At 67.3% G+C, this 24,639-nt stretch carries 26 protein-coding genes and 1 tRNA gene; 4 read left to right on the top strand and 23 right to left on the bottom strand.

Annotation, left to right across the window (positions count from 1 at the left end):
- Positions 1-58 precede the first annotated feature (58 nt).
- The gene (locus AB8808_RS09460) at positions 59-586 is read right to left on the bottom strand and encodes a hypothetical protein (RefSeq protein WP_369928793.1); all 528 of its coding nucleotides are present in this window, start codon (positions 584-586) and stop codon (positions 59-61) included.
- Between the two features lie 481 nt (positions 587-1,067).
- A complete protein-coding gene (locus AB8808_RS09455) occupies positions 1,068-1,532 on the bottom strand; it encodes a hypothetical protein (RefSeq protein WP_369928791.1) in 465 nt (154 codons plus the stop codon).
- A 257-nt stretch (positions 1,533-1,789) separates the two neighbouring features.
- Here AB8808_RS09455 and AB8808_RS09450 point away from each other — a divergent pair, with 257 nt between their 5' ends.
- Positions 1,790-2,227, top strand: a complete 438-nt coding sequence (locus AB8808_RS09450) for a hypothetical protein (protein ID WP_369928789.1) — start codon at positions 1,790-1,792, stop codon at positions 2,225-2,227.
- Between the two features lie 123 nt (positions 2,228-2,350).
- On the opposite strand, the gene AB8808_RS09445 is transcribed toward AB8808_RS09450, so the two are convergent.
- The 21 genes from AB8808_RS09445 to AB8808_RS09345 all read right to left on the bottom strand — a co-directional run bounded on the left by AB8808_RS09445 (position 2,351) and on the right by AB8808_RS09345 (position 21,533).
- A tRNA-Ser gene (locus AB8808_RS09445) sits at positions 2,351-2,440 on the bottom strand.
- Between the two features lie 62 nt (positions 2,441-2,502).
- Positions 2,503-3,783 carry a serine--tRNA ligase gene (gene serS / locus AB8808_RS09440; protein WP_369928787.1) on the bottom strand — a complete coding sequence of 427 codons (1,281 nt, stop codon included), beginning with the start codon at positions 3,781-3,783 and terminating at the stop codon, positions 2,503-2,505.
- Positions 3,784-3,868: 85 nt separating this feature from the next.
- The gene (locus AB8808_RS09435; RefSeq protein WP_369928785.1) at positions 3,869-5,410 is read right to left on the bottom strand and encodes a cation:proton antiporter; all 1,542 of its coding nucleotides are present in this window, start codon (positions 5,408-5,410) and stop codon (positions 3,869-3,871) included.
- Between the two features lie 56 nt (positions 5,411-5,466).
- Positions 5,467-5,784, bottom strand: a complete 318-nt coding sequence (locus AB8808_RS09430) for a hypothetical protein (RefSeq protein ID WP_369928783.1) — start codon at positions 5,782-5,784, stop codon at positions 5,467-5,469.
- A complete protein-coding gene (locus AB8808_RS09425) occupies positions 5,781-6,110 on the bottom strand; it encodes a hypothetical protein (RefSeq protein ID WP_036141873.1) in 330 nt (109 codons plus the stop codon). The genes AB8808_RS09430 and AB8808_RS09425 overlap by 4 nt, the downstream gene beginning before the upstream one ends.
- Positions 6,111-6,129: 19 nt before the next feature.
- Positions 6,130-6,522 carry a hypothetical protein gene (locus AB8808_RS09420; RefSeq protein ID WP_369928780.1) on the bottom strand — a complete coding sequence of 131 codons (393 nt, stop codon included), beginning with the start codon at positions 6,520-6,522 and terminating at the stop codon, positions 6,130-6,132.
- A gap of 37 nt (positions 6,523-6,559) precedes the next feature.
- Positions 6,560-6,727, bottom strand: coding sequence for a hypothetical protein (locus AB8808_RS09415; protein ID WP_369928779.1), 168 nt, complete (start codon positions 6,725-6,727; stop codon positions 6,560-6,562).
- On the bottom strand, positions 6,727-7,167 hold the full coding sequence (locus tag AB8808_RS09410) for a hypothetical protein (RefSeq protein ID WP_369928777.1): 441 nt from the start codon (positions 7,165-7,167) through the stop codon (positions 6,727-6,729). The genes AB8808_RS09415 and AB8808_RS09410 overlap by 1 nt, the downstream gene beginning before the upstream one ends.
- A 5-nt stretch (positions 7,168-7,172) precedes the next feature.
- A complete protein-coding gene (locus tag AB8808_RS09405; RefSeq protein WP_369928775.1) occupies positions 7,173-7,433 on the bottom strand; it encodes a hypothetical protein in 261 nt (86 codons plus the stop codon).
- Positions 7,434-7,499: 66 nt separating this feature from the next.
- Positions 7,500-8,168 carry a DUF2589 domain-containing protein gene (locus tag AB8808_RS09400; protein WP_369928773.1) on the bottom strand — a complete coding sequence of 223 codons (669 nt, stop codon included), beginning with the start codon at positions 8,166-8,168 and terminating at the stop codon, positions 7,500-7,502.
- Between the two features lie 68 nt (positions 8,169-8,236).
- The gene (locus AB8808_RS09395; RefSeq protein ID WP_369928771.1) at positions 8,237-8,758 is read right to left on the bottom strand and encodes a DUF2589 domain-containing protein; all 522 of its coding nucleotides are present in this window, start codon (positions 8,756-8,758) and stop codon (positions 8,237-8,239) included.
- A gap of 3 nt (positions 8,759-8,761) precedes the next feature.
- A complete protein-coding gene (locus AB8808_RS09390) occupies positions 8,762-9,322 on the bottom strand; it encodes a glycoside hydrolase family 108 protein (RefSeq protein ID WP_369928769.1) in 561 nt (186 codons plus the stop codon).
- Between the two features lie 117 nt (positions 9,323-9,439).
- Positions 9,440-10,093 carry a response regulator gene (locus AB8808_RS09385; RefSeq protein ID WP_369928767.1) on the bottom strand — a complete coding sequence of 218 codons (654 nt, stop codon included), beginning with the start codon at positions 10,091-10,093 and terminating at the stop codon, positions 9,440-9,442.
- Positions 10,094-10,379: 286 nt separating this feature from the next.
- The gene (locus tag AB8808_RS09380) at positions 10,380-10,880 is read right to left on the bottom strand and encodes a hypothetical protein (protein ID WP_369928765.1); all 501 of its coding nucleotides are present in this window, start codon (positions 10,878-10,880) and stop codon (positions 10,380-10,382) included.
- Between the two features lie 95 nt (positions 10,881-10,975).
- A complete protein-coding gene (locus AB8808_RS09375) occupies positions 10,976-12,304 on the bottom strand; it encodes a replication-associated recombination protein A (protein ID WP_369928763.1) in 1,329 nt (442 codons plus the stop codon).
- Positions 12,305-12,360: 56 nt separating this feature from the next.
- On the bottom strand, positions 12,361-13,719 hold the full coding sequence (locus tag AB8808_RS09370) for a DUF3999 family protein (protein WP_369928761.1): 1,359 nt from the start codon (positions 13,717-13,719) through the stop codon (positions 12,361-12,363).
- Positions 13,709-16,582, bottom strand: coding sequence for a DUF2339 domain-containing protein (locus AB8808_RS09365; RefSeq protein ID WP_369928759.1), 2,874 nt, complete (start codon positions 16,580-16,582; stop codon positions 13,709-13,711). The genes AB8808_RS09370 and AB8808_RS09365 overlap by 11 nt, the downstream gene beginning before the upstream one ends.
- A 270-nt stretch (positions 16,583-16,852) precedes the next feature.
- Positions 16,853-17,503: an outer membrane lipoprotein periplasmic chaperone LolA gene (lolA, locus tag AB8808_RS09360; RefSeq protein ID WP_369928757.1), complete on the bottom strand. Its 651-nt coding sequence runs from the start codon at positions 17,501-17,503 to the stop codon at positions 16,853-16,855.
- Between the two features lie 151 nt (positions 17,504-17,654).
- The gene (locus tag AB8808_RS09355; RefSeq protein WP_036141897.1) at positions 17,655-18,083 is read right to left on the bottom strand and encodes a hypothetical protein; all 429 of its coding nucleotides are present in this window, start codon (positions 18,081-18,083) and stop codon (positions 17,655-17,657) included.
- Positions 18,084-18,090: 7 nt separating this feature from the next.
- A complete protein-coding gene (locus tag AB8808_RS09350; RefSeq protein WP_369928755.1) occupies positions 18,091-20,436 on the bottom strand; it encodes a DNA translocase FtsK in 2,346 nt (781 codons plus the stop codon).
- A gap of 32 nt (positions 20,437-20,468) precedes the next feature.
- Entirely contained in the window at positions 20,469-21,533 is a 1,065-nt protein-coding gene (locus tag AB8808_RS09345; RefSeq protein WP_036141900.1) for an alanine dehydrogenase, read from the bottom strand.
- Between the two features lie 228 nt (positions 21,534-21,761).
- Here AB8808_RS09345 and trxB point away from each other — a divergent pair, with 228 nt between their 5' ends.
- The 3 genes from trxB to aat are packed head-to-tail and all read left to right on the top strand — an operon-like array spanning position 21,762 to position 24,605.
- The gene (gene trxB, locus AB8808_RS09340; protein WP_369928753.1) at positions 21,762-22,724 is read left to right on the top strand and encodes a thioredoxin-disulfide reductase; all 963 of its coding nucleotides are present in this window, start codon (positions 21,762-21,764) and stop codon (positions 22,722-22,724) included.
- 40 nt (positions 22,725-22,764) lie between these two features.
- Positions 22,765-23,898: a GNAT family N-acetyltransferase gene (locus AB8808_RS09335; protein ID WP_369928751.1), complete on the top strand. Its 1,134-nt coding sequence runs from the start codon at positions 22,765-22,767 to the stop codon at positions 23,896-23,898.
- Positions 23,895-24,605, top strand: a complete 711-nt coding sequence (gene aat, locus AB8808_RS09330; protein ID WP_369928749.1) for a leucyl/phenylalanyl-tRNA--protein transferase — start codon at positions 23,895-23,897, stop codon at positions 24,603-24,605. The genes AB8808_RS09335 and aat overlap by 4 nt, the downstream gene beginning before the upstream one ends.
- Positions 24,606-24,639: the final 34 nt, after the last annotated feature.

The following is a 24,639-nucleotide window of genomic DNA, read 5'->3' as shown; positions in this document are numbered from 1 at the left end:
ACCCTCGCCCCTGCGCTGATGGCATCCCGCTGGATACTGATGCGCAAGCCCTTACCTTTCATTTGACACCGGCAGCGCACGGCGTATCAGAGCCAGACAACTCTTCGCCAGCAATCCCGATGTTGACCGCTCCTGAAAGTTGGCGTGCGGGACTCTCGCCCATTGAGCCGGTGTTGTAAGACCAGAAGAGCACATAAGGGCCTTTTTCGTGCGAATGGCGACCAAAGGGTGGGAACAGCAGCGCGACTTCGCCCGACGTATGCCCTCCGCTTGGAAGCGTTACCCGCGAGATTGGTACAGTTTGCGGAATACTCTCAGGCGCCCAGACTCGCCCAGGAAGTTGATCGGCGCCGAAGAGCGCCATGATCAACGTGTGCTCACCCCATGGTGCGAAAGCTCCGCTGACAACAAGAGGCTTCTCAGAACAATTCCAGAGCGTCAGCCTAAGCCAATGCAATCCGTCGTGCTCCACAACGCCATTCGCCTTGATGGCGATTCTTGCTCCGACAAGCGCAGGCGTTGAGAGCGAGGCAAGCGCTAGCAACGCGCAGCCGACTCTGGTGGAGACTTGGCGGCTGATACCCATAGTGGAAACTCCGAAGATGGTGTTGTGCGTCGGCCAAGGCGCTTTCAATCTCGGCGCACCCCGCTTAGCTCCGCAAGATTACGCGACTTGTCCAGCAGACACCTAGCGCCGGGGCAAGGGTATCATTACCCCAATCCAGCAGGGGAGCCCCCTTATGAGCATGTCGAGGCCAGATCCGATTAACGCATCGATGGCACTCCGCACCCGCTATGCCGGGTCATTCGTCGGGATTTTGTGCATGTGCGCGATTGTCCTGCTCGCTCCTCTCGTCGCGCGGACCTTCGGACTTGCCGTGGTTCCCGCTTGGGGCCTTGGAGCGACAAAGGCCGGATGGCTATGCCTCACAGGCGCTATCCCGGGCTTGGTGTTTGCACCGCGCTTTGTCCACCTGGGTAAGTCGTTCAAGTTGATCGGTTAAAAACGCGCCCTGCCTAGCGCCCCCTCAGTGGCGCCGCAGATGAGTGAGAGCCATCCGACCTCTTTATCTAGGCTCATCAAGCGTGAGCTGATGCACACATGCGTCGGACCTGGGCGCATCCTCCAGCGTCCAATACATGATCGTCAAAACAAGCTTATCGACCGGTCCACTCATACTCTGGAGCGATTTTGGATGAGCCGACGGTAGGACCGAAGGATTTGCAGGCGGAGTTGGCGCCGTCACGAAGACCGGTGCCTCGTGGAGACCGTAGTGACCTGCCAGAGCCCATGCACTGACGCAGGTGTTGGTGTCCATGAAGGTCATGAAATTCGGTGGCGCAATGCCATTACCTGACCAGTGGTTCATGGATGGCAGATATGTACCATCGAGCAAGACGACATCGGCCGTATCACGAGACCACGGCACCCCCTCGAAGGCCACCAACGCAATGCCGTGACTGCCGAAAGGCTTGACCAGCGCGTCGGGTGCCAGCCCGTCGTGAGCCACGGTGTCGATGAGGTCGTACACATCGTGAAAGGAAGAGGCCTGGGTTCCTAGCACAGAGCCGGAGAACAGCAGTGACCAGCCCAGCAGCAGGCCGGTCTAGGGGCGAAGGCGCAGCGGCATCATAGGCAGTCTTTGGGTCATCGCAACCAAGTTTACCCACAAGCAGGGACCCTGGTGACCAAGCCAGGCAACGCGCTCTCACCGGCCTGCCCACCTGTCATGTGGCCCAGACGGCTTCCCGCGTTGCAAGGCTAGCTTCGCTCTTGGATGATCCCAGCATGTGCTACTCCGCTCAAATCGCCAGCGACTTTCGGACCTACCAGCGGCTCGGTGGCGATCTGGACCTGGACGCCTACATCCAGATGGCGGGCTGGTCGAAGAAGCAAGGGACCTGGACCCAACGGGTGCCCAAAGGCCTGCGCAATGCCTTCCTCGACTCCACCGACCCGGCCGAGCAGGACGCCAAAGCGGCCGCACTCGACGCCTACCAAGCTGCAGCGCTCACGCTTGAGGAAGAATTGGCCGCGCAGCGGGCTCGCCTGGTCAAGGCCAAGGCCGTACTGGCGGCCCTAAGCCGAACAAGAAGACGGAGAACGATCAGCGGGTGGCCGCCAAGAAGATCGCTGCGGCAAAGACCAAGCTGGTCGAGGTCCACGACCATGCCGTGGGCGACGGCTACGACCGCATCTGACCGGGCGGCATCACCCCGGTGCTGATGCGGGACCCTGCCACCGGCGAACGCCGAGTGGTACCGATGCGCTACCGGTGTCGGCTTCCCAGTTGGACAGAAGCCGATGAGAAGAAGTGGGACGCCTGATGGATCGGGGAGATATTTGGCTTGGCGGAGAGAGTGGGATTCGAACCCACGGTAGGCTCACACCTACGGCAGTTTTCAAGACTGCTGCCTTAAACCACTCGGCCATCTCTCCACATTTTTCCAACCGCACCGGCAAGGCCTTGCACCCCGCCAGCACATCATTCTACCCGACGATCAGGCAATCACCTCAACCCCCGCCATATACGGCCGCAACACAGCCGGCACCTCAATCGCCCCATCCTTCCGCTGGAAATTCTCCATCACGGCCACCAGCGTCCGCCCCACGGCCAACCCCGATCCATTCAGCGTATGCACCAACTCCGGCTTCCCCGTCGCCGGGTTCCGCCACCGCGCCTGCATCCGCCGGGCCTGGAAGTCCGTGCAGTTGGAACAGCTGCTGATCTCCCGGTACGTATTCTGCGAAGGCAACCACACCTCCAGGTCATATGTCTTCGCTGCGGCGAAACCCATATCCCCCGTGCACAGCTGCACCTTCCGGTACGGCAGCTCCAGCGCCTGCAACACCGCCTCGGCGTGGCCCACCATCTCCTCCAGTTGCTGCATGCTCGTCTCGGCGGTGGCGATCTGCACCATCTCGACCTTCTCGAACTGGTGCTGCCGGATCATGCCGCGGGTGTCGCGGCCGTAGCTGCCCGCTTCCGCACGGAAGCACATCGAGTGCGCGGTCATGCGCATCGGCAGTTCGTCGGCTTCGACGATGCTCTCGCGCACCAGGTTGGTCAGCGTCACTTCCGACGTGGGAATCAGGTAGCGCTTGGCGTCGCCCACCTGCGTGGCGAACAGGTCTTCCTCGAACTTCGGCAGCTGGCTGGTGCCTTCCATCACGGCCGGGTTCACGATCAGCGGCACGTTGTGCTCGAGGTAACCGTGCTTCGTGGTGTGCAGGTCGAGCATGAACTGGGCAAGCGCACGGTGCAGGTGGGCCAGCTGGCCGCGCAGCACGGTGAAGCGCGCGCCGGACAGCTTCGAACCCGCTTCGGCGTCGAGCCAGCCGTGACGGGCGCCCAGGTCCACGTGGTCCTGCACCTTGAAGTCGAACGCACGGGCGTGGCCCCAGCGCAGGATCTCGAGGTTGTCGCTCTCGTCCTTGCCGTACGGCACGCTCTCGTCCGGCAGGTTGGGGATGCCCAGGGCGATATCGGCGATGGTCGCCTGCACCTCGGCCAGGGCCTGCTCGTTGGCTTTCAGCTTGTCGCCGATGCCGGCCACCTCGGCCATCAGCGGGGCGACGTCTTCGCCCTTGCCCTTCGCCTGGCCGATCGCCTTGGAACGCGTGTTGCGCAGGTTCTGCAGTTCCTGGGTCTCGGTGGAGAGCGCCTTGCGCTCGGATTCGAGGCGCTCGATCGTGGCGACGTCGAGGTCGAAGTTCCGGGCGGCGCGCAGGCGTTCGGCCGTTTCAGCGAGTTTGCCGCGCAGGAGGGCAGGATCCAGCATGGGGGTCTTCCGTAGGTGTTCGAACGGGGATTATCGCAAATTCGGCGGGCGGCATGTCCGCTGCCGGCCCTGGTCGCCGTGGCGCTCAGCCACTGCCGATACGCGTAGCCTCGGGCGGCAGAACGGTCAACTCGCGCCAGTCGAGCTGTTCGAGCAGGAAATTGTAGTCCTCGTCGCTCAGCTGGAACGCGAGGCGACAGCGTTCCAGCTCGGCGCGCTGCGCCGCCAGGGCGGCCAGCGACAGCTGGCAATGCCGCTCCATCGCGTCGCCGCGCGGCGGTTCGTCCAGCGCGTCGATCTCGACCTGGAACAGCGCAGCCAGCCGCCTGCCCTCCTCGCTTCCCTCTTTCGCCAGCCGGTCCAGCGCAGCACGCGCCAGCCCCCGACGAACGGACAACAACTCGCGCTCGGTCACCGCGCGATGGTCCAGCCCGAGCAGCCGAATCATCGGCGCCAGGGTCAGCCCCTGCACCACCAGCGTAGCCAGCACCACGCCGAAGGCGGCCAGCACCACGGTGTCGCGCTGCGGGAAGTCGGCAGGCAGGATGAACGCGGTGGCCAGCGTCACCAGGCCTCGCATGCCGCACCAGCCGGCCAGCGTGGCCTGGCGCCAGGTGGCGGGCTCCGGGCGACCCTGTCGACGGCGGCACCACGCCACGCCGCGGTTGAAGCTCAGCGCCACGGCGAGGCGTGCCAGCACCACGATGGCGATGACCAGGCCGGCGAAGCCGAGCGCGTGGCGCAGGTGCTCGCCGCTCATGTCGCCGATGATTCGCCGGGCCTGAAGGCCCATCAGCAGGAAGGCGAGCACGTTGAGGACGAACACCACCACGTTCCACACCGCGTACGACTGCACGCGCACGCGTGGCGACGTCGGACGCGACGGCCGCGAGGCGATGGTCATCGCCATGGCGACCACGGCCAGCACGGGCGACAGGTGCAGGTGCTCGGCCACGATCCAGACCAGGAAGGTATTGACGAACTGCAGCAGGTTGCTGTCCAGCGCGCCGGTAACGAAGCGGGTCATCTTCGGCATCAGCCAGGCCGCCAGCATGCCGAACGCCACCCCGCCCGGCGCGGCCAGCGCGAAGCCGCCGAGCTGGGCCGCGGTCAGTCCACCCGAGGTCTGCGCCATCAAGGCGGCACCGAACAGCAACAGCGCCGCCGCGTCGTTGAACAGGCTTTCGCCGCGCAGGATCGCATCGGTGGCGCGTGGGATGGCCATGCCCGAGAGGATCGCCGTGGCCGCGGCCGCATCCGGTGGCGCGACGATGGCGCCGAGCACCAGCGCCGCGGCGAACGGCAGGCCCGCGTACGCCCAGCCGGCCCAGGCCACCAGCAGCGCGGTCACCAGCACGCCGCCCAGCGCGAAGATCACCAACGGTACCCAGAAGCGCTTCGCCGTGGTGAGCGGGAAATCGAAGGCCGCGTCCATCAGTGCCGGCGCGATGAACAGCGGCAGCGCCGTGCGCGGATCGATCGGGAAATCCGGCGCGCCCGGCAGCAGTGCCACGCCGACACCGGCCAGGGCCAGCATGGACGGGTACGGCAGCGCGAGGCGTCGTGCCACCTGCAGCAGGACGATGGCCGCGAGCAGGAGCAGCAGGAGGCTTTCGAAAAGCGTCACGTCGGCGGCGGTCCGGGCGGCAGGTCGATGCAGGCTACCCGGCGAGCCCGCCGTGCTCAAGCACCGGCGGATGCCTCGGACCGACGCCGGTGCCGCGCACCGCTCAGCGATCGCCCGAACCACGTCGCCATCATCACTGCCAGGCCGATGTTGACCACCACCTCGCCCGGCCACACCTTGCCGTAGCTGATGTCCTCGAAGCCGACGCGGTCGGCAATGATGCCAAGGATGTTGGCCAGCGCACCCGCGGCGATGAAGGCATGGCTGACGCGGTTCACCCGGCGCAGCGTGCGATCGGTGAGCAACCAGCACCCGGCCACCAGCATGACGCTGCTGCAGGCCAGGTCGCCGTAGAGGAATACGACCGGATTCATTGGGGGTCGCCTCCCGCGATGCGGTCGATCATGCGATTGGCCAGCGTCTCGCCGCGCGAGTCGATCAGCCGCTGGGCGATCATCGTCACGCGCAGGCCGAAGCAGCCGATCAGGAAGGACACGCCGGCATGGATCTCCGCCGGCGAATCGGTGAGGAAACGCCGCTCGACGGCGGGCCCCAGGAAGATCGCCATCATGGCACCGCACACCACCTGCACGACGGCACGCTTGCGCGAGGCCTCGTTGCCCAGGGCGACGGGAAGAACGGCGCCGCCCACGGCCGCCAACAGCAGCCAGAAGCGGGTGAACAGAACGACGGTATCCATGATGGCGACCTCGTGGGGATCAGGGTGAGGGAGCGGGCGTGAGCTTGCCGCGCCAGGTGGAACGGGGGCCGTCGAAGACCACGTCGAGCTCCTTTGCGGACACGCTGGTGAAACGGAGGTCGCGGTTGAGCACGCTATCGCAGAACCGGCCACCGTTGATCGACGGCCTGAAGCGGTAGACCGATGTGGCGCCGTCCTCCTTGAGGAACGCGGCGGTGACGTCGCACGAGAATGGCTCGTTGAAGTGCACCTTCACCTGGTTCGTTCCGAAGGCCATCTGCACCGCGACATCGGCATTGGATTGCTGGATCAGGCCCCGCCAGGTGCCCTGCGGCGGCGCGGCCAGCGCGATGGCGGGAAACAGGCCGAACAGGGCGATGCCGGCCAGGGTTTTCATGGATGTGGAATACATCGGGTTTTCCTCTGGAGGTGATGGTAGGTGGCCCAACCTAGCGGGCGAGCCACACGGTGACGCCGGTGATTCCGGCAAGAACGATGAGGCCGGCAAGCAGCCACAGTCGGCGGTCGCGTGGCTTGCGTGGCGGCGGCCCGGGCAACGCGGCGACCAGCGCGGCCTCCCAGTCGGCGGACAGCCGCATCACGGTGAGCTTGTCCATCAGCCCACCTCCTGCGACGGTATGGCCACCGGTCGTCCATCCAGCGAGACGCTCGGCTGCCATGCGTCCGCCGCGCGATAGCCGATGCGCAGGCGATGCAGGGGGCGGCGTCGCCATCGGCCCGGCGGCACCGGGTGCAGGTCGACCACCAGGGCCGTCGCGCCGTCGCTGCCACGCTCGTAGCGCAGGCGGCAGACGAACTCCACGGACAACTCGGTGACCTGCGGCATGCGCGGATCACGAAACCAGCGCAGCGGCAGCACCACGGATTCCAGGGGGGCATCGGCGCCGGCATCCCGCGGCACGTCCACGTGCAGGGCATCGCCGCCGGCATCGCCTGCCGCGTAATGGGCCAGCCGGCGTCGCCGCAGGGATTCGTTGGCGGCCTCCACGGACACGCGCAGCGCGAACAGCAACTGGTCGAACGTGCAGGTGGCCATGCGCCCTACCCCTCGCCCAGCCACGCGGGCTTGCGTGGAAAGCCGACGTGGTAGCACAGCCATTGCAACACCACCTGGTGCTCGCCGACCTGCAGGATGGTGAAACTCTTTTCCGTGCCGATGATGGATCCCTTGGGCGAATCGCTGAGGCATCGGTTGAGCAAGGCGCGGGCGTCTTCCACCTGCGCCTCGGTCTGCATCTGGTTGGGGTTGTCGCTGCCGACAACCACGCGTTTGACGAACTTCACGTCGGTCAGGTCGAACATCCTGTGTCTCCGGAAGGAATCGCGACGACCTTGCGGACGTCGCGATCCATGGTTGGATCGAACCGCTTACGGATTGGTACCGGTGCCGGCAGCCGGCGTGGTGGCCGGCGCGCTACCCGTCACGGCCACCGGCGCACCGACCTTGCGCGGCGCACAGGCGGTCTGCAGGATGTCCATGACGCGTGCCAGGCCTTCCGGCATGCCGCCGTCCTCGGCGTGCACCTCGACGTGGTAACGCGCCGAGTTGTCGGACTTGCGGGTGTTTTCCTTGTGCGTGGCAACCGAGCCGGACACCTTCGCCGAGGCCTTGAACACGCCCCAGCCGATCGACATCTCGGCGCTGAACTCGCCCTTCTTGTCTTCGCTTTCGGTCTGGCTGAAGGACGACTTCACTTCCATGTCGAAGGTGATGTCGACGCGGGTGACGCTGAGGTTGGGCACCTTGACGATGGCCAGCAGCGGCACTTCCAGCTCGACGTCTTCCTCGGCGATGCCACCGGCGTTGGTGGGATCGTCCACGGGGCGCTTGAAACGGAACGTGGCGGTGCGCGTGGCGCCCACGCCGGTCGGATCGTTCGCGGGCGGCGGCAGGAAGCCGATGACCTTGATGAAATCCGCGGTGGCCTGGGCCAGCTTGACCTGCGCTTCGCAGGCGGCGCTGAGCGGCGAACCGATCAGGTCGCCCATGGGCAGACCCTTGAACTGACTGGACATGTTGACGAGTTCGTCAGCCATGGTGTGACTCCTTGCAATGGTTGACGCGACGCACGGGATGCGCGGCGCGGTTCATCCCGGCCGACGGGTCAGTCGTCCGGCGTGAACGTCTTGAAGACCCCCTGGGTCTGTGAGAGGTGGTTCATCAGCCGCGCGGCACCGTCGGTGGGCTCGCTGCCTTCGACGCGAAGCTTCACGTGCACCGAGCCACCACGGCGGTCGTTGCCGCCGGCCACCGGGTCCACGCGCAGGTGCGGGCGGGCCACGGCGCTCTTGCCTTTCCAGCCGGGCTCGTGCGGGTCGTCGTCGCTGGGCGGATTGCCTTCCACGATCGGGCCGATGTCCGCGTCGAAGGTGATCTCCACGTCCTTGATCCGCAGCACGTTGGTCGAGACCAGCGGCAGGATCGGTGCGCGGTACAGGTCCTCGTCGTCTTCGCCGGCCTTGGGATGCAGCGACGGCATGCGGATGACGACGCTCTTGGGCCGGTTGTCCTCGTCGAAAAAGTCGCTCAGGTGCGACATCTGGTGTTGCTCGATGCGGTCCTGCGCATCGACCACCGCGCCGGCGATGGCTTCGATCAGCGTGTTGAGCGAGGTCTGCGCGGCCATGGCTCAGCGACCTCCGGCCGCGGTGGGCGGCAGGTCGGGGAACGAATCCACGCGCGCCAGCCAGCCCTTGAGGAACTTGGCCAGCGACGGGCGCTGCGCCACCAGGGTGTTGTAGTAATCCTTGCGGCCCTGCTTATAGGCCGTATAGACCGCAACCGCGTTCAGGCGGCCCAGGGCGGCCATGGTGCCGGCACCGATCACGCCGTCCACTGTGAGCGGCGGCGTCGCGCTCTGCGCGTTCAGCACGCGCTGCAGCAGCTTGGAGGCATTGGCGCCCGCGTTGACCTGGAAGTCGAAGACGATGTTGGCCAGCGGCTGCAACGCGATCTCGTCGCCGTGCACCTTGTCCCAGTACTGCGCCTTGTAGATCCGGCCCGCGTCCGCATCGCTCAGGGCGCGCAGGTTGTCCAGCGAGGGGTCGATGCCCAGCAGGCTTTTTGCATAGCGCTGGAACGTGGCCAGCGTGATGCCCTTGTTGGTGGCGCCGCCCGGGTCGGCCGGGTCGTTGACGAAACCGCCCTCGTGCCGCAGCAGTGTGGGAAAGAAAAGATTGAAGTCGGCCATGCTGTGATCTCCCGGTTCGACGCGGTGGCGTCGGTGGGTTCACTATCCGTTCGCGGACCGATGCGCGGGATCGGGAAAAACCTGATTGCCGTGCCTGCGCGTGCTGATCGGCGCGCATTAGGGCTCCAGCGTGGTCAGGCCTTCGCGCAGGGCATAGCGCGTGAGCAGCGCAATGCCGTTGATCCCCAGCTTGGCCATGATGTGTTCGCGGTGCGTGCCCACCGTCTTGACGCTGACATGCAGGCGTTCGGCAATCTCCCTCGCGCTGAGGCCTTCGGCGAACAGCTGGGTGATTTCGCGTTCGCGCGCACTCAATGCCTCACGCGGGGCAAAGGCGGGCTCGCTTTGGCGACGCAGGCCATCCACCAGCAGGTGGCCGATGTCGGGACTGATGAAATAGCGCTGTCGCATCACGGTGTCGATCGCCTCGCGCAGCACGTCGAAGCCATCGCGTTTAAGCACGTAACCGTGCGCGCCTGCATCGAAGGCGGCGCGCACCCAGCGCGAGTCCTCATAGCCGGATAGGCACAGCAGCCTAGTTTGCGGACAGCGCGGTGCGATACGGCGAATCGCCTCCAGGCCGCTGAGCCCTCGCATGGCGCAGTCGAAGACGATCAGGCCCGGCTGTTGCCGTAGTGCCTGTCGAACGCAGTCGCGTCCGTCGGCGAGGCTGCCTATCACTTCGTAGCGCGGCGAGCCCGCAAGCAGGGCCGCAACCCCGTCACGCAACAGCGCCTGCTCGTCGGCAAGCAATACGGAAACAGGCGTCATGCAACGGGCCCCTGGGCCGGCGTAACGTCTACGCCACGGCAAAAACCGCCGGCAACGGCGGTAAAGTGATGACACGAATCCACGGTGATCCCCTTGATGGACGGCCTTGGCGGCACGTCGTCCCCTGTTCACGAGCCGTCCAGACCGTTGACGCTTCCGTCGAGTCCCTTCCCTCGACGCGACCTACATCCACAGGCCGTTGTCGAGGGAAGGGGACGGCAAGGTCATCGCCGCCTGAACGCGCCGGTCTGTTCCGTTTTCAGCATGACGTGGCGAACCGCCGCGCTCAGTCGGCCCAGCTCCAGCCGCCGGTATCCGCACGCGCAGCTTCCAGGACCGTGTTGCGTGCGCCCACGGTGAAATCGTAATAGCGCGCCGGCTTGACGCCCTCGGACGGTGCAATTTCGGAGCGATGGGAAAAGACCCTGACTGACAGCCCGTCGTAGCCGGCCGTCCTCATCAAGGCAGGCACCGTGGTCGTGCAGCCGTTGGTGCCTTCACACGGCATCAGCGTGCAGTCGATCTCGACACGTACGATATCGGCTGGCTTGGCGCTGGCGCGGCGCAGCACCTCGGTGAGGACGCAGCGCGGGCTTCTCCAGAACACCTGGTCGGGATGGTTGCTGGCACCTTTGCCGCTACCCTCCGCCACCGGGCCGATCACGGCAACGCGGCCACCGGAGAGGATCAGGTGAGCGATGTAGTGGATGGATCCGTCGTTGCGTGTGTAGTCGGCGACTTCGCCATAAAGGGATGTTTGCTTGGGACGCAGGTAATCGGCAGTCATGACACACTCCAGTCGGTTGGGGTGAGCCACGTTATGTCGAGGCACCCCGCCGACCGTATCGGCCAAATGCTGATTTTTCGGGGATGGCCTACCGGTTACGGATTCTTGCGGGCGGCCGCCCGGGCAGCCCGCAGCGCCTCGAGCTTTTCCCGCAGCTTCGTCTCGAGCCCGCGATCCACCGGCTCGTAGAAGGTCGTGCCGACCAGGGCATCGGGCAGGCACTGCTGGTCGAGGGCGATGCCGCCCTCCACGTCGTGGTCGTACTGGTAACCGGTGCCGTAGCCCAGGCCCTTCATCAGCTTGGTCGGCGCGTTGCGCAGGTGCATCGGCACGTCCAGCGTGCCCATCTGCTTCACGGTCGCCTTGGCCTTGTTATAGGCCATGTAGGCGGCGTTGCTCTTGGGCGAGATGGCCAGCCAGATGGCCAGCTGCGCCAGGCCCAGTTCGCCTTCCGGACTGCCCAGGCGCTCGTAGGTATCCCAGGCATCCAGGGCCATGCGCCAGGCACGCGGCTCGGCCAGGCCCACGTCTTCCACGGCCATGCGGGTCATGCGCCGGGCGAGGTAGAGCGGATCGCAACCGCCGTCGAGCATGCGGGTCAGCCAGTACACGGCGGCATCCGGATCGGACGAGCGCACGGATTTGTGCAGCGCAGATATCTGGTCGTAGAACTGCTCGCCGCTTTTGTCGAAGCGGCGCGTGCGGTCGGCCAGCACCTGCTCCAGCGTGGTGTCGTCGATGCGGCCGTCTTCGGCCAGTTCCGCGGCGATTTCCAGCAGCGTGAGCGCGCGGCGTACGTCGCCGTCCGCCGCGCTGGCGATCAATTTCAGCGAGGCCTCGTCCACATCCAGCGCCAGTTCGCCGAGGCCACGCTCGGTGTCGGCCAGCGCGCGATGCAGCGCGGCCACGATATCGTCGGGGCTCACCGAGTCCAGCACGTGCACGCGGCAGCGCGACAGCAACGCGGAGTTGAGTTCGAAGGACGGATTCTCCGTGGTGGCGCCGACGAAGATGATCACGCCCCGTTCGATGTGCGGCAGGAATGCATCCTGCTGCGCCTTGTTGAAGCGGTGCACCTCGTCCACGAACAAGACGGTGCGGCGGCCTTGCGCGAAGTTGCCCTCGGCTTCGGCCAGCGCCTTGCGCACATCGGGCAGGCCGCTCATCACCGCGGAGATGGCCCGGAAATCCGCATCGGCGTAACGCGCCACCAGCAGCGCCAGGGTGGTCTTGCCGCAGCCCGGCGGCCCCCACAGGATCATTGAGTGCACCTTGCCCGCTTCCAGCGCGCGGCGCAGCGGCTTGCCCTCGCCGGCCACGCGCTGCTGGCCCACGATCTCGTCGAGGGCGCGCGGGCGCATGCGCTCGGCCAGGGGCTTCAGCGCGTCGGGTTCGGCGAACAGGCCGGGGGAGGAGAAGGACATGGCACTCGCGGGCGGGGATGAACACGCATTATCGCGCGTTCACCGTGCACAGTCCCTCAATCCTCCGGCGGCGGCGACCCCGGCTTCGGCTTGCGCAGCAGGCTGCCCGCCATGCCGACGATCAGCGCCGCGCCCAGCAGCAGCACGATCCACAGCAGGGGTCGGGTCCCGTCCAGCGGCACCGCGGGGGCCGCGAGGGCCTGGCGACCGCCCTGCTCCTGCGACGAGCCGAGCGTGGTCCGGTCGGGCCGCCAGGCGGACCCTTCGCTCTTGCGCAGCGCGGCGATGGCGTCGTCCACCGGCCAGGCTGGCCGCCGGGCACGCGCACTGCCCACCAGCAGGCGCCAGGGACCGTTACCCTCGGGCAGGAAGACGAAGCGGTCCGCGCGCCAGCCCACCGAGAAATGCGGCGGCTCCCGCAGCGGCGTGGCCGAGTGCAGGCGGATCAGGTCGCGGCGGCGCGGCGTCACCTCGAGGGGACGGTGCCCCTCGGTGCCGTCCGGCGTGACCACCAGCGTGCCCAATGCCTCGCTGCTCAGGCTGTCCTCCACCGCGGAGGCATCCAGCCGGGCCACGCTGTCGCTCTTGCCCAACGTCACGCGCACGGCGCTCACGGGCAACGCGGCCGGCAAGCGGTAATCGTAATCGACGCCCTGCCCGCTGCTGCGTGTGTCGGCCACGGGCACGTCCAGCCAATGCAGCACGGCTTCATCCCTGGCCGAGGCGTCTTCGACGGTGCCGGACAGCGTGACCGCGGCGGTGCCATCGATCGGCCAGGGCGCGTCGCCGCCGGTCACACGCACCCGGAAATATCGGGCCGCGGGGCCCGCCAGCTTGACCACGCGCGCGTCCACGGCGGCGGCGTCCTTGCCCAGCGTCACCACGGATGCCTCGCGCACGCGCGGGGTCCAGTCCTGCAGGTCGCGACTGACGTCGATGTCCACGGTGAGGTTCACGTCATGGTCCGGCCGGGGAAATTCCAGCCGTTCCGGCGCGATCTCGTCGTGCGCGTCGAACAGCCACGTGCGTGGCATGCCACTCGCCGGCGCGCTGCCCGGCTCGATCACGATGTCGCCGTTGGTGCTGCGCTGGATGCGCGCGCCCGGCACGCCGTCCACCGCGGAAGGCACCGCGCGCAGCGGCGCATCAAGGGTCACCGGATGCGAGGTGGGATCGGCGGCGCGGTACGGGCCGGTGGCCACTTGGCGGCCTTGCGCGTCGACCACCACCACATCGCCCAGGCCTGCATCGCGCACGGCCCAGGCGTAGGCGTCCTGCGGCAGCTCGACCAGATAGGCCTTGCCGCCGGGCGGCGCCACGATGGGCCAGGCATAGGCGAACGCCTCGGGCGTTTCGGCGCGCGCGCCGAGGGTGAACAGACCCGCGATGAGCAGGCAAACCACGTCACGACGCATGCGGCGGCTCCGGAACGATGGCCGCGCCGTCTTTGGGCGGCGCGGGGGCGAGGTAACCGATGACCGTGCACAGCAGGCCATAGGCGATGAAGGAGGCGATGCCGAACAGGTTGCCCAGGTGTCCGCGGTCCACCAGCAGCAGCTTGAGCAGCACCACGCCCATGCTGCCGGCACCGGCCATCCATAGCAGCCGTTGCCCGCGGCGCGAGCCGAGCACCCAGGCGACGACGCCGATGATGCTCCACACCACGGTGAGCGACAGCTCGGCCAGGCTGGACGACGGCATGTCACCGTCCCACGGCACGCCACCCAGGTGATGCACGGCGCGCAGCGTCATGTCGGTGGCGACGACGAAGAACGCGACCGCGAGCACGGCCGGGCGCGCGCGCACCACGCCGGGCGGCATCGCCGCGTCCGCCATGACGCGGGCGAGGAACAACCCCACCGCGACCAGCAGCAGGTCGACCGGGTTGAGCAGCGGGATGAAGGGCAGCGGCTTTACCCCGCCAGCGGCACTGAGCGCGACAAGGCCGACCATGGCCATCGCGATCAGCACGATCGCGCCGACGGCCAGGCGCAGTTCCCGCTCGTAGCGCATCAACGGCGAGGCCACCACGCGCGGTCGCCATACGACCAGCGCGGCGACGAGCAGGGTCGGCGCGGCGCTGGCGAGGATCTGCCAGCCCAGCCCCACGCGCTCCGCACCGTCCAGCGCGAGGCCGATGGATATGGTGAACAGCGCCAGCCAGCGCAACCACCACAGCGTACCGGTGGCGACAGCGGCCACCCGGTGCTGGCTCTCGCCGCGCATCGACAGCCAGCCGGTCACCGCCATCACCGCCACCGCCGCAAGCGGCCAGCCCACCAGCCATTGCATGCCGGCGCTGCTCGTCTGCAGCGTCAGCACCAGCGTGGCCAGGAAGGACACCGGCACGGCAAACGCCAGCACGACGCCCAGGTCCAGCTTGCGCACGCGTGGGCAGGCCAGCGACAGCAACCAGCCGGTGAAGGACACCAGCGCCAGCCATGCGGCGTTCTCGTCGGTCGCCCCGAAAGACGAACGATCGATCTCGCGCCCGAAGCCGACGTACCACCAGAGCACCGCCCAGAACAGAAGGCCGAGACGCGCCAGGCCGGAGATACCGCGCGACGCGCCATGGCGATCGAACTGCCACACGCCCACGCCCGCGCCGACGACCAGGAGCAGGCAGCCCACGAAAGGCGCGTTGAGCAGCGGCGTGTCGAGCGAGTGCACACCGAAGGCCAGCGCCAGGAACCACGCCGCGCCGGCCACCAGCTGCAGGAACACGCCCGACCAGCGCGGCAGCCGCCGCCCCTGGCGGAAGCCGAGCCAGATCAGGCCCGCGCCTTCCAGGGCGAAGACACAGGCGGTGATACTCGCGCTCAACGCCAGCGGCACGGCGATGGTGGCGAAGGCCACGGCCAGTACGGCCCAGGTCTCGCGCAGCAGGCCCATGTCCTCGCGCTTGCGGATCGCGAAGGCAATGGCGATATAGATGGCCGCGGCGATGAGTGCCGAGATCGCCAGGGGCATCGGCTCCCAGTCCAGCAGCGCACCCTGCAACAGCAGGCTGGCAATCGGATTGCCGAACATCAGGCAGCCGTCGAGGATGGCGCGGCCACGTCGGGGCGAGCGCAGCACGTGCAGCCACGGCACGATGAGGTACAGCAGAAAGTGCAGGATGAGGAAGGGTTCGGTGCTGGCGAACAGCGAGGGGTTGTAGCGCAGCACGCCCCACGCCGTGCCCACGCCGAACGTCGCCACGAAGCCGAGCACGTTGAGCACACGCCACGCCTTCTTCCAGGCGATACCGAGGATGCCCAGGTTGAGCACCGCGTAATAACCGAACAGGGCGACATGGTTGCCCTGCCCCGTCGAGGCGATGATCGGCGCGGCAAACCCGGCGATCAGCCCCAGCACGGCCAGTGCCAGCGCATCCTGCAGCACCGCCAGCATACCCATGCCGGCGACGAAGATCACCAGCAGCGCGAAGGTCGGCGTCGCGTCGATCAGGCCGTAGAGCCGGTACGCGGCGAACACCGTCATCACCAGCACGCCCAGCCCGCCACCCTGCAACGCCAGCGCGAACGCACGGCGCCGGTCGCGCTGCACCCAGCCGAACGCCACGCCGGCGATCGCCGCCAGCGCCACGAAACTCAGCCGCACCGACACCGGCACGCGCAGCATGCCGTTATCCGACGCGTACTTGAGGAAGGCCGCCACGCCGGCGAACAACACCAGCATGCCCACCTTCACCGGCACATTGCCTTCGGTGAACCAGCGCTTCGCCGCCGTGATGGCGCTATCGATCCAGGAGGGGCCGGCCGGGATGTCGGCTGCGGAGGATGCGGGGGCTGCAGAGGCAGAGACGGTATCGCTGGCGGCCGAGGCAGAACCGGCATCGATCGCCGTCGCATAGGCCGTGCCCTGTGCCGACGGTAGCGGCGGCATGGCGGGCATGGGCGGCATCGACGGGATCGGTGGATTGGACGGAACGGACGAAGCCAAAGGCACCGCGCTGTCCGGCCACTGTGCCGGCACGAGGGCATCCGAACCATCGGGCGACATCGTCGAGGGCACCCCCGTCGCTGTCGAAGACCCGGGGTCCGACGCTGTCGAAGACGCGCGATCCGGCGATATCGCCGTCGCGTGCCCCGCTCCCCGCTGCCTAGCGGCAACCGTCAGCGCTTCCACCCGCGCATGCATGGCATCGAGGTCACTGCGCAGCTGCGACGTCCGCGCCAGCAGCCAGCCCACGGCGGCGCCCGCGATCCCACCGGTCCACCCCTGATCCACCAGGCCACCGATCGTCGCGCACACCAGTATCCAGACCACAACCATGCACCGCCCCTCGCTCGCATATCCGTATAGGCACGGAGTCTGGCATGAAATGCCAGACTCCGTAGGAGCGCACGATGTGCGCGATCCCTCAGCCCCGCACTGCGGCGAAAGAAGCCACCCGCCCGCACAGGCAGGCGTTTCCGTGCATCCAACGTGCGCTCGTCAGACGCCCGGAACCGTTCGCACCGTTGCGACGGTTGGCATCATTCGGCATAGCGGCGGTGAGGGTTCGCGCACATCGTGCGCTCCTACAGGCGCACATTGCGGCGTCTATTTAACCGGCTGCGTCTGCAACACCGGGGCATCGCCGATCACGTCGGTGCCTTTCGGCGGCACGAACTCGAACGTCCCCGCGGGAATCGCGGCATTCTTCTGCCACCCGGCGAACGATATCTGCGTGGTATTTCCCAACTGGTCCTTGAACGCCATCCGCGCCAGCCCGCTCGCGTCGAAACCGAGATCGGCAAAGTCGAATTGCGGATCCTTGCTGGTGGATTGCAGGCGCAGCCAGACAAGGCCGTCGTGCTCGCCCTGTTCGGTGACCTTGAAATCCTTGTCCATCTGCGAGAGGTCGGTGAGCACGGTGAGCGGGCTCTGCGCTTCCTCGCTGCTCTGCCGGCGGACGGTGACCTGCTCCAGGTCGGGGTCGTACAGCCAGACGCGGCTGCCGTCGGCGACGATGGTCTGCTTGTACGGTGCCGTGGTTTCCCAGCGGAACTGGCGCGGCGCCTGCAAGGCCAGCGTGCCCGAGTTGACCTTGCCCTGGTCGCCGTTGGCATTGGCCAGTGTCTGGCTGAAACGCCCGGTGAGCGCATGCAGCCCCGTGGAGAACGCATTCAGGCGCTCACGGGCCGCGCCGGTGGCGGCGAAGGTCGGCAGGCTGAGGAGGGACAGCGTCGCGGCGAGCAGCAGGCGTTTCATAGGGCGGGGGTATCCTGGGGGAGCAGGCATGGTGATGAGGGTGAAGCGTAAAGGGTAAAGCGTCAGTCGAGCACGCACACGCGACGCCCGACCCGTTGCACGTCAATCTACATCGCCAACGCTTAACACGGGACGCTAGACGACCAACGCCCTAACGGTCCGTTTCAAACAGCGACTTGAGCATGTCGATGGCTTCACCGGGGGAGATCTCGCCGGCTTCCATCTTCTCGCTGATCTCGGCGATGGCCTTGCCGTCGCGATGCCAGAACGGCGCCGCGCGGGTGGCGGTGTGTGCCGGGCGCGTTTCCTGGCCCAGCACCACGATCTCGGCGATGTCCGACTGCTCGGCGAAGATCACTTCCAGCGCGTCGTCGATCTCGCCGGTGTGCCCGGCCGGATAGTCACGCGTGACGAAGCAGGCGCGGCCGTCGTCGGCGCGCAGTTCCAGCCCGGGAATGGACGGGTTGAGTTCGAAGACGCTGGTCACCTCGTCGAGCACCTCGGCCGTGGGCACGAGATCGCCGGTGACGAGAAGGCTCCAGGGGCGCTGACGCAGCACACCCGGTTTCATGGTGTTCATGGTGGGATCAATCCTTGGGCGGCGGCGGCGCCAGCACTTCACGGTTGCCGTTGTGCTGGGGCGCGCTGACGATGCCGTCCTGCTCCATCTGCTCGACGAGGCGGGCGGCGCGGTTGTAGCCGATGCGCAGGTGGCGCTGCACGCCGGAGATGGACGCGCGGCGCGTTTCCGTCACCACGCGCACGGCGCGGTCGTAGAGGGCGTTGTCGCTGTCGCTATCGCCGTCGGCATCCTGCGGGAGGCCGGCGTCGTTGATGATCTTGCCGTCGGCGGTGGACTGCACTTCTTCCAGCACACCCTCGATGTAGTTCGGGGCACCCTGCGCGCGCAGCCATTCCACGACATTGTGCACTTCGTGGTCGTCCACGAACGCGCCGTGCACGCGCTCGGGCGTGGCCGTGCCCGGCGGCAGGTAGAGCATGTCGCCGTGGCCCAGCAGGGCCTCCGCGCCGGACTGGTCGAGGATGGTGCGCGAATCGATCTTGGACGAAACCTGGAAGGCGATGCGCGTGGGAATGTTGGCCTTGATCAGGCCGGTGATGACATCCACCGAGGGGCGCTGCGTGGCCAGGATCAGGTGCACGCCCGCGGCACGCGCCTTCTGCGCCAGGCGGGCGATCAGCTCTTCCACCTTCTTGCCGACGATCATCATCATGTCGGCGAACTCGTCGATGATGATGACGATGTGCGGCAGCGGCTCCAGCGGATCGGCCTTCATCGAGGGCATGTCCGGGTTGGCGCGGAACAGCGGATCGAGCAACGGCTGCCCGCTGCTTTCGGCGTCCTTCACCTTCTTGTTGAAGCCGCCCAGGTTGCGCACGCCCACCGCCGCCATGAGCTTGTAGCGGCGCTCCATCTCGGCCACGCACCAGCGCAGCGCGTTGGCGGCTTCCTTCATATCCGTGACCACGGGCGCCAGCAGATGCGGGATGCCCTCATAGACCGAGAGCTCCAGCATCTTCGGGTCGATCATGATCATGCGCACGTCCTTGGCGCTGGACTTGTACAGCAGGCTGAGCACCATGGCGTTCACCGCCACGGATTTACCGGAGCCCGTGGTGCCGGCCACCAGCAGGTGGGGCATCTTGGCCAGGTCGGTGACCACGGCCTTGCCACCGATGTCCTTGCCCAACGCCAGCGCCAGCGGCGACTTCACCTGGTCGTAGCGCTCGGAGCGGAGGATCTCCGACAGGTAGACGATCTGCTTCTTGGTATTGGGGATTTCCAGGCCAATGACGTTCTTGCCGGGAATCACGTCCACCACGCGCACGCTGACCACGGACAGCCCACGGGCGATGTCCTTGTCCAGGCTGGATACCTGGCTGCCGCGCACGCCGGCGGCGGGCTCCAGCTCGAAGCGGGTAATGACGGGACCGGGATAGACCCCGACCACGCGTGCCTCGACCTTGAAGTCCTTCAGTTTCAGTTCCACCTGGCGCGACAGCACCTCCAGGGTTTCCTCGGAGTACCCGGGACCCTGCGGCGGGGCTTCGTCCAACAGCGACAACGGCGGAATCTCGCCCTCGATGGACGCGCCGGTGAACAGGGGAATCTGGTTTTCGCGGGTGGCGCGCTCGCTCTTGACCACCATCGGCGTGGGCGTCTCGATGCGCACCGGCTCGCGTTTGGCCTGCTTGACCGCTTCCGCCTTCTTGACCACCTCGCGCTCGGCACGGGCGGTACGGGCGGCCATCACATCGGGCGCACGACGCATCTTGCCGCCGAACCAGCCGCCCAGCCGCACCACACCCTGCCCCGTCACGTCCATCAGGCGGAACCAGGACAGGCCGGTGGCCAGGGTGACGGCGATCAGGAACACGGCCAGCAACAACAGCGGCGCGCCCTTGTCGCCGAACGCGGCATGCACCCCGCGACCGACCCACTTGCCGACGATGCCACCCGCGCCTTCCGGCAGCACGGGGGAATCGACGTTCAGGTAGACCAGCGCGGGGCCGGTGATGAAGAAGAAAACGAACCCGATCAGGCGTAGCGAGGGCTCCCACGGGGCGACGTGGCGCTCGCCCCGCTGGCGGATCACCTGCACGCCCAGGGCCAGCAGCAGCAGCGGAAAGCAGTACGAGATCAGGCCGAAGATATAACGCAGCAGGTTGGCGATGTTGGCGCCGACCGCGCCACCGAAATTGGTAGCGTGCTCGGCAACCCCCATGTGGCCCCAGCTCGGGTCCTGGTCGTTGTAGCTGATCAGGCACACGAGCAGGTACAGCGCGAGCGGGAGCACCAGCAGGGCTCCCGCTTCACGCAGGCGGCGCTTGAGCTCGTCGCTCAAGCCCTCGCGCTGGGCCTTGATCTGCGTCCTGGCCTGTTTCTTGACGACTTTCGCGCTACGCGCCACTTAGCAGACGACCTCGGATCGGGTTTTGGGCATCATGCCATGCCCTGGAGGGCCGGATGGACGAGCTTGCCGCCCTCGATGTTGATGCCCGCGGCCAGCGGGGCGTAGTCGCGCCAGGCATCGCCGGCAGCCAGGCGCTGCACGTACGGCAGGATGGCGGCGGAGATGGCGGTGGACGAGGTCTGCGGCACGGCGCCGGGCATGTTGGTCACGCAGAAATGCGTCACGCCGTGGACGTCGTAGGTGGGCTCTTTCCAGGTGGTCGGACGCGAGGTTTCGAAGCAGCCGCCCTGGTCGATCGAGATGTCGACGAGCACCGATCCCTTCTCCATCGTCTTGACCATGTCCTCGGTGACCACGCGCGGGGCCTTGGCGCTGGGGATCAGCACGGCACCGACGACGATATCGGCGTTGCGGACTTCCTCGGCCACCGACGACTCATAGGCATACAGCGCGGTGACGTTGGGGCCCATGGCCATCATCTCGGCCAGGCGATCCTGCCGCTTGTCGAACACCACCACGTTGGCACCGGCCTGGGCCGCCAGGGCCGCGGCGTTGCCACCGGCCGCACCGGCGCCCAGCACCACGACCTTGCCGCGCGGGGTGGAGGCCATGCCGCCCAGCAGCTTGCCTTTGCCGCCGTTGGGCTGGTGCAGGAGGGTGGTGCCGATCTGGGTGGCGATGCGGCCGGCGATGACGGACATCGGCAGCAGCAGCGGCAGCACGCCGTTCTCGTCCACCGACTCGAAGGCGATGCCGGTCAGGCCGATGTCCAGCAGGCTACGGGTCAGCGCCGGTTCGGCGGCCAGGTGCAGGTAGCAGAACAGCAGGTGGTGCTTCTTCAGCAGCTTGAGGTCGCCCTCGATCGGCTCCTTCACCTTGACGATCAGCTCGCCCTTCTCGTAGACGGCGGCGGCGTCCGGCAGGACGGTGACGCCCAGGGCCGAGTAGTCGGCGTCCGAGTAGCCGGACTTGGTGCCGGCACCGGACTGGATGAACACCTCGTGGCCACGGCGGGCCAGGTCGGCCGCGGCGGCCGGGATGAGGGCCACGCGGCCTTCGAGGGTCTTGGTTTCGGAAGGGATACCGATGCGCATCTGAGGATGATCCTGAATGAACCGAAGGGAGTCGTGACGGAACAAAAGCCGCCGTGTGGGGACACGCCGGCAGCATCAATGAAGCGAACGTCTTGAATCGCACCCCCGTCTTCCCCATTCTTCCGGGTCGACAACGATCTCGCGCAACCTCGACACGGCCTGAGCAACCTGCCGCAAGAGGCCAGCGGTACGACTGAAACACGCCGCAGCAAACCTCAAGGATTATACATGAGCACCCCCAAGCACAGCCGCCTGCTGATCCTCGGCTCCGGCCCCGCCGGCTACACGGCCGCCGTCTACGCGGCGCGCGCCAACCTCAAGCCGACGATGGTCACCGGCCTGCAGCAGGGCGGACAGCTGATGACCACCACCGAGGTGGACAACTGGCCCGGCGACGAGAAGGGCGTGCAGGGTCCGGAACTGATGCGGCGCATGGCCGAGCACGCCGAGCGCTTCGAGACCGAGATGGTCTTCGACCACATCCACAGCGTGGACCTGAACAACCGCCCGTTCCGGCTCAAGGGCGACAGCGGCGAGTACACCGCCGACGCCCTGATCATCACCACCGGCGCCACGGCCAAGTACCTGGGCATCGCCTCGGAGGAGAAGTTCAAGGGCCGCGGCGTGTCCGCCTGCGCCACCTGCGACGGCTTCTTCTTCCGCGACCAGGACGTGGTGGTGGTCGGCGGCGGCAACACGGCCGTGGAAGAGGCCCTGTACCTGGCCAACATCGCCCGCAAGGTCTACCTGGTCCACCGCCGCGACAAGTTCCGCGCCGAAAAGATCATGCAGGACAAGGTGTTCGAGAAAGCGGCCGCCGGCAAGATCGAGTTGCTGTGGAACCACCAGGTGGACGAGGTGCTGGGCGACGACTCGGGCGTGAACGGCGTGCGCGTGAAGGACGTGAACTCCGGCGCCACGCGCGACCTGGCCGTCCAGGGCTTCTTCGTCGCCATCGGCCACACCCCGGCCACGGGCATCTTCGAGGGCCAGCTGGAGATGAAGGACGGTTACATCCAGATCCAGTCCGGCACCCAGGGCATGGCCACGGCCACCTCGGTGCCCGGCGTGTTCGCCGCCGGCGACGTGGCCGACCACGTCTACCGCCAGGCGATCACCTCGGCCGGTTTCGGCTGCATGGCCGCACTGGACGCGGAACGCTGGCTCGACCAGCAGCACCTGCTGACGTGATGGAGTCGCCCCGCGCGGCCGGCGCGGGGCGTTGCCCCGCATGAGCGAGATCCGTTTCCTCGACGGGCTCGGCGGCATCCCGGCCGCCGACTGGGACGCGCTCGTGCCCGACGGCAACCCGTTCGTGTCGCACGCGTTCCTGAGCGGCATGGAAGCCAAGGGCTGCCTGCGCGAAGACTACGGGTGGCGGCCGTACCACCTGGCCATTCTCGACGGCGGGCGGCTGGTCGCGGCAGCCCCGACCTACCTCAAGGGCAATTCGCATGGCGAGTTCGTCTTCGATTTCAGCTGGGCGGCCGCCTGGGAACGGGCCGGCGGCGATTACTACCCCAAGCTGCTGGTTGCGGCACCCTACTCGCCCGTGCCCGGGCCGCGCCTGCTGGTGCGCGACGGCCTCGACGCCGAGATCAACCGCAACCGGCTGACCGCCGCGCTGGTCGACGAAGCCGACCGCCTGGGCCTGTCGTCGATCCACGCCAACTTCCTGGCCGAGGCCGACCTGCCCGCCTTCGACGACCGCTGGCTGGCCCGCGCCGACTACCAGTTCCACTGGCACAACCGCGGTTACACGGATTTCGACGATTTCCTCGCCGCGCTGGCCCGGAAGAAACGCAAGAACATCCGCCAGGAACGCGCGCACGCGGCCGCTTCGGGGCTCACGCTGGAGATGCGCGGCGGCGACACGCTGGGCGACGCCGAGTGGCGACAGATCCACGCGCTCTACGAGCTGACCTTCGACATGAAGGGCAACCACGCCGCGCTCACCGCCCGCTTCTTCCAGTACCTGGGGCATACGATGGGCGCCAAGGTGCAGGTAGCCCTTGCACGTGACGGCACGGACATCGTGGCGATGGCGCTGTTCCTGCGCAGTGCCGACGCGCTGTACGGGCGCTACTGGGGCGCCAGCGTGGAGCTTTCAGGGCTGCATTTCGAGCTGTGCTACTACCGTGGCATCGAGTACGCGATCCGTGAAGGCATCGCGCGCTTCGAGCCCGGCGCGCAGGGCGAGCACAAGCTGGCGCGCGGCTTCCTGCCCACGCTAACCCACTCGCGCCACTACATCGCGCACGAGGGCTTCCGCCAGGCGGTGGCTGCGGCGCTGGTCCAGGAGGCGGCGCATCGCGAGGCCTACAGGGACGAACTCATGGCCCATTCGCCGTACGCGGAACGATGATCCACCTGCCCCAGCTGCATCCCCAGCGCCCTGGGCTGTTTCCCGACCCGGAAACCGCGCTGACGGAGCCGAACGGCCTGCTGGCCTGGGGCGGCGACCTATCCGCCGAGCGCCTGCTGGCTGCGTATGCGCAGGGCGTGTTCCCCTGGTACAACGAGGAAGAGCCGATCCTGTGGTGGTCGCCGGACCCGCGCTGCGTCTTCCACACCGACGCCATCCACATCAGCCGCAGCCTGCGCAAGCAGTTGGACAAGTCCCACTGGCGGCTGACCGCCGACACCTCGTTCTCGCGCGTGATGCGCGCCTGCGCCGCCCCGCGCAATGGCCAGCCCGGCACGTGGATCGGACCGGAGATGATCGCCGCCTACGAGGAACTGCACCGCCGCGGCCACGCGCACAGCGTGGAGGTATGGGACCGCGGCTCGTTGGTCGGCGGCATCTACGGCGTGGCCGTCGGCCGGCTGTTCTGCGGCGAATCGATGTTCAGCGCACGCAGCGGCGGATCGAAGGTCGCCCTGGCCGGATTGTGCCGGCTGCTGCACGGCTGGGGATTTCCGCTCCTGGACGCCCAGGTGACCAACGACCACCTGCTGAGCATGGGCGCCGTGGAAATCGCCCGCCGGCCGTTTGTCGCGCAGGCGCGTCGGTTGGCCGCGATGCCCGGGAGGGTGGGGTCTTGGGTGAGTTGTCCGGTGGCGTTGCCGTAACGTTGATCGCGCACATCGTGCGCTCCTACAACGC

The organism is Xanthomonas sp. NCPPB 2632, from assembly GCF_041228075.2.
In the GTDB taxonomy this organism is placed as follows: domain Bacteria; phylum Pseudomonadota; class Gammaproteobacteria; order Xanthomonadales; family Rhodanobacteraceae; genus Luteibacter.
The sequence above is the reverse complement of the archived record's forward strand: the minus strand, read 5'-3'. Positions and strand labels throughout refer to the sequence as shown.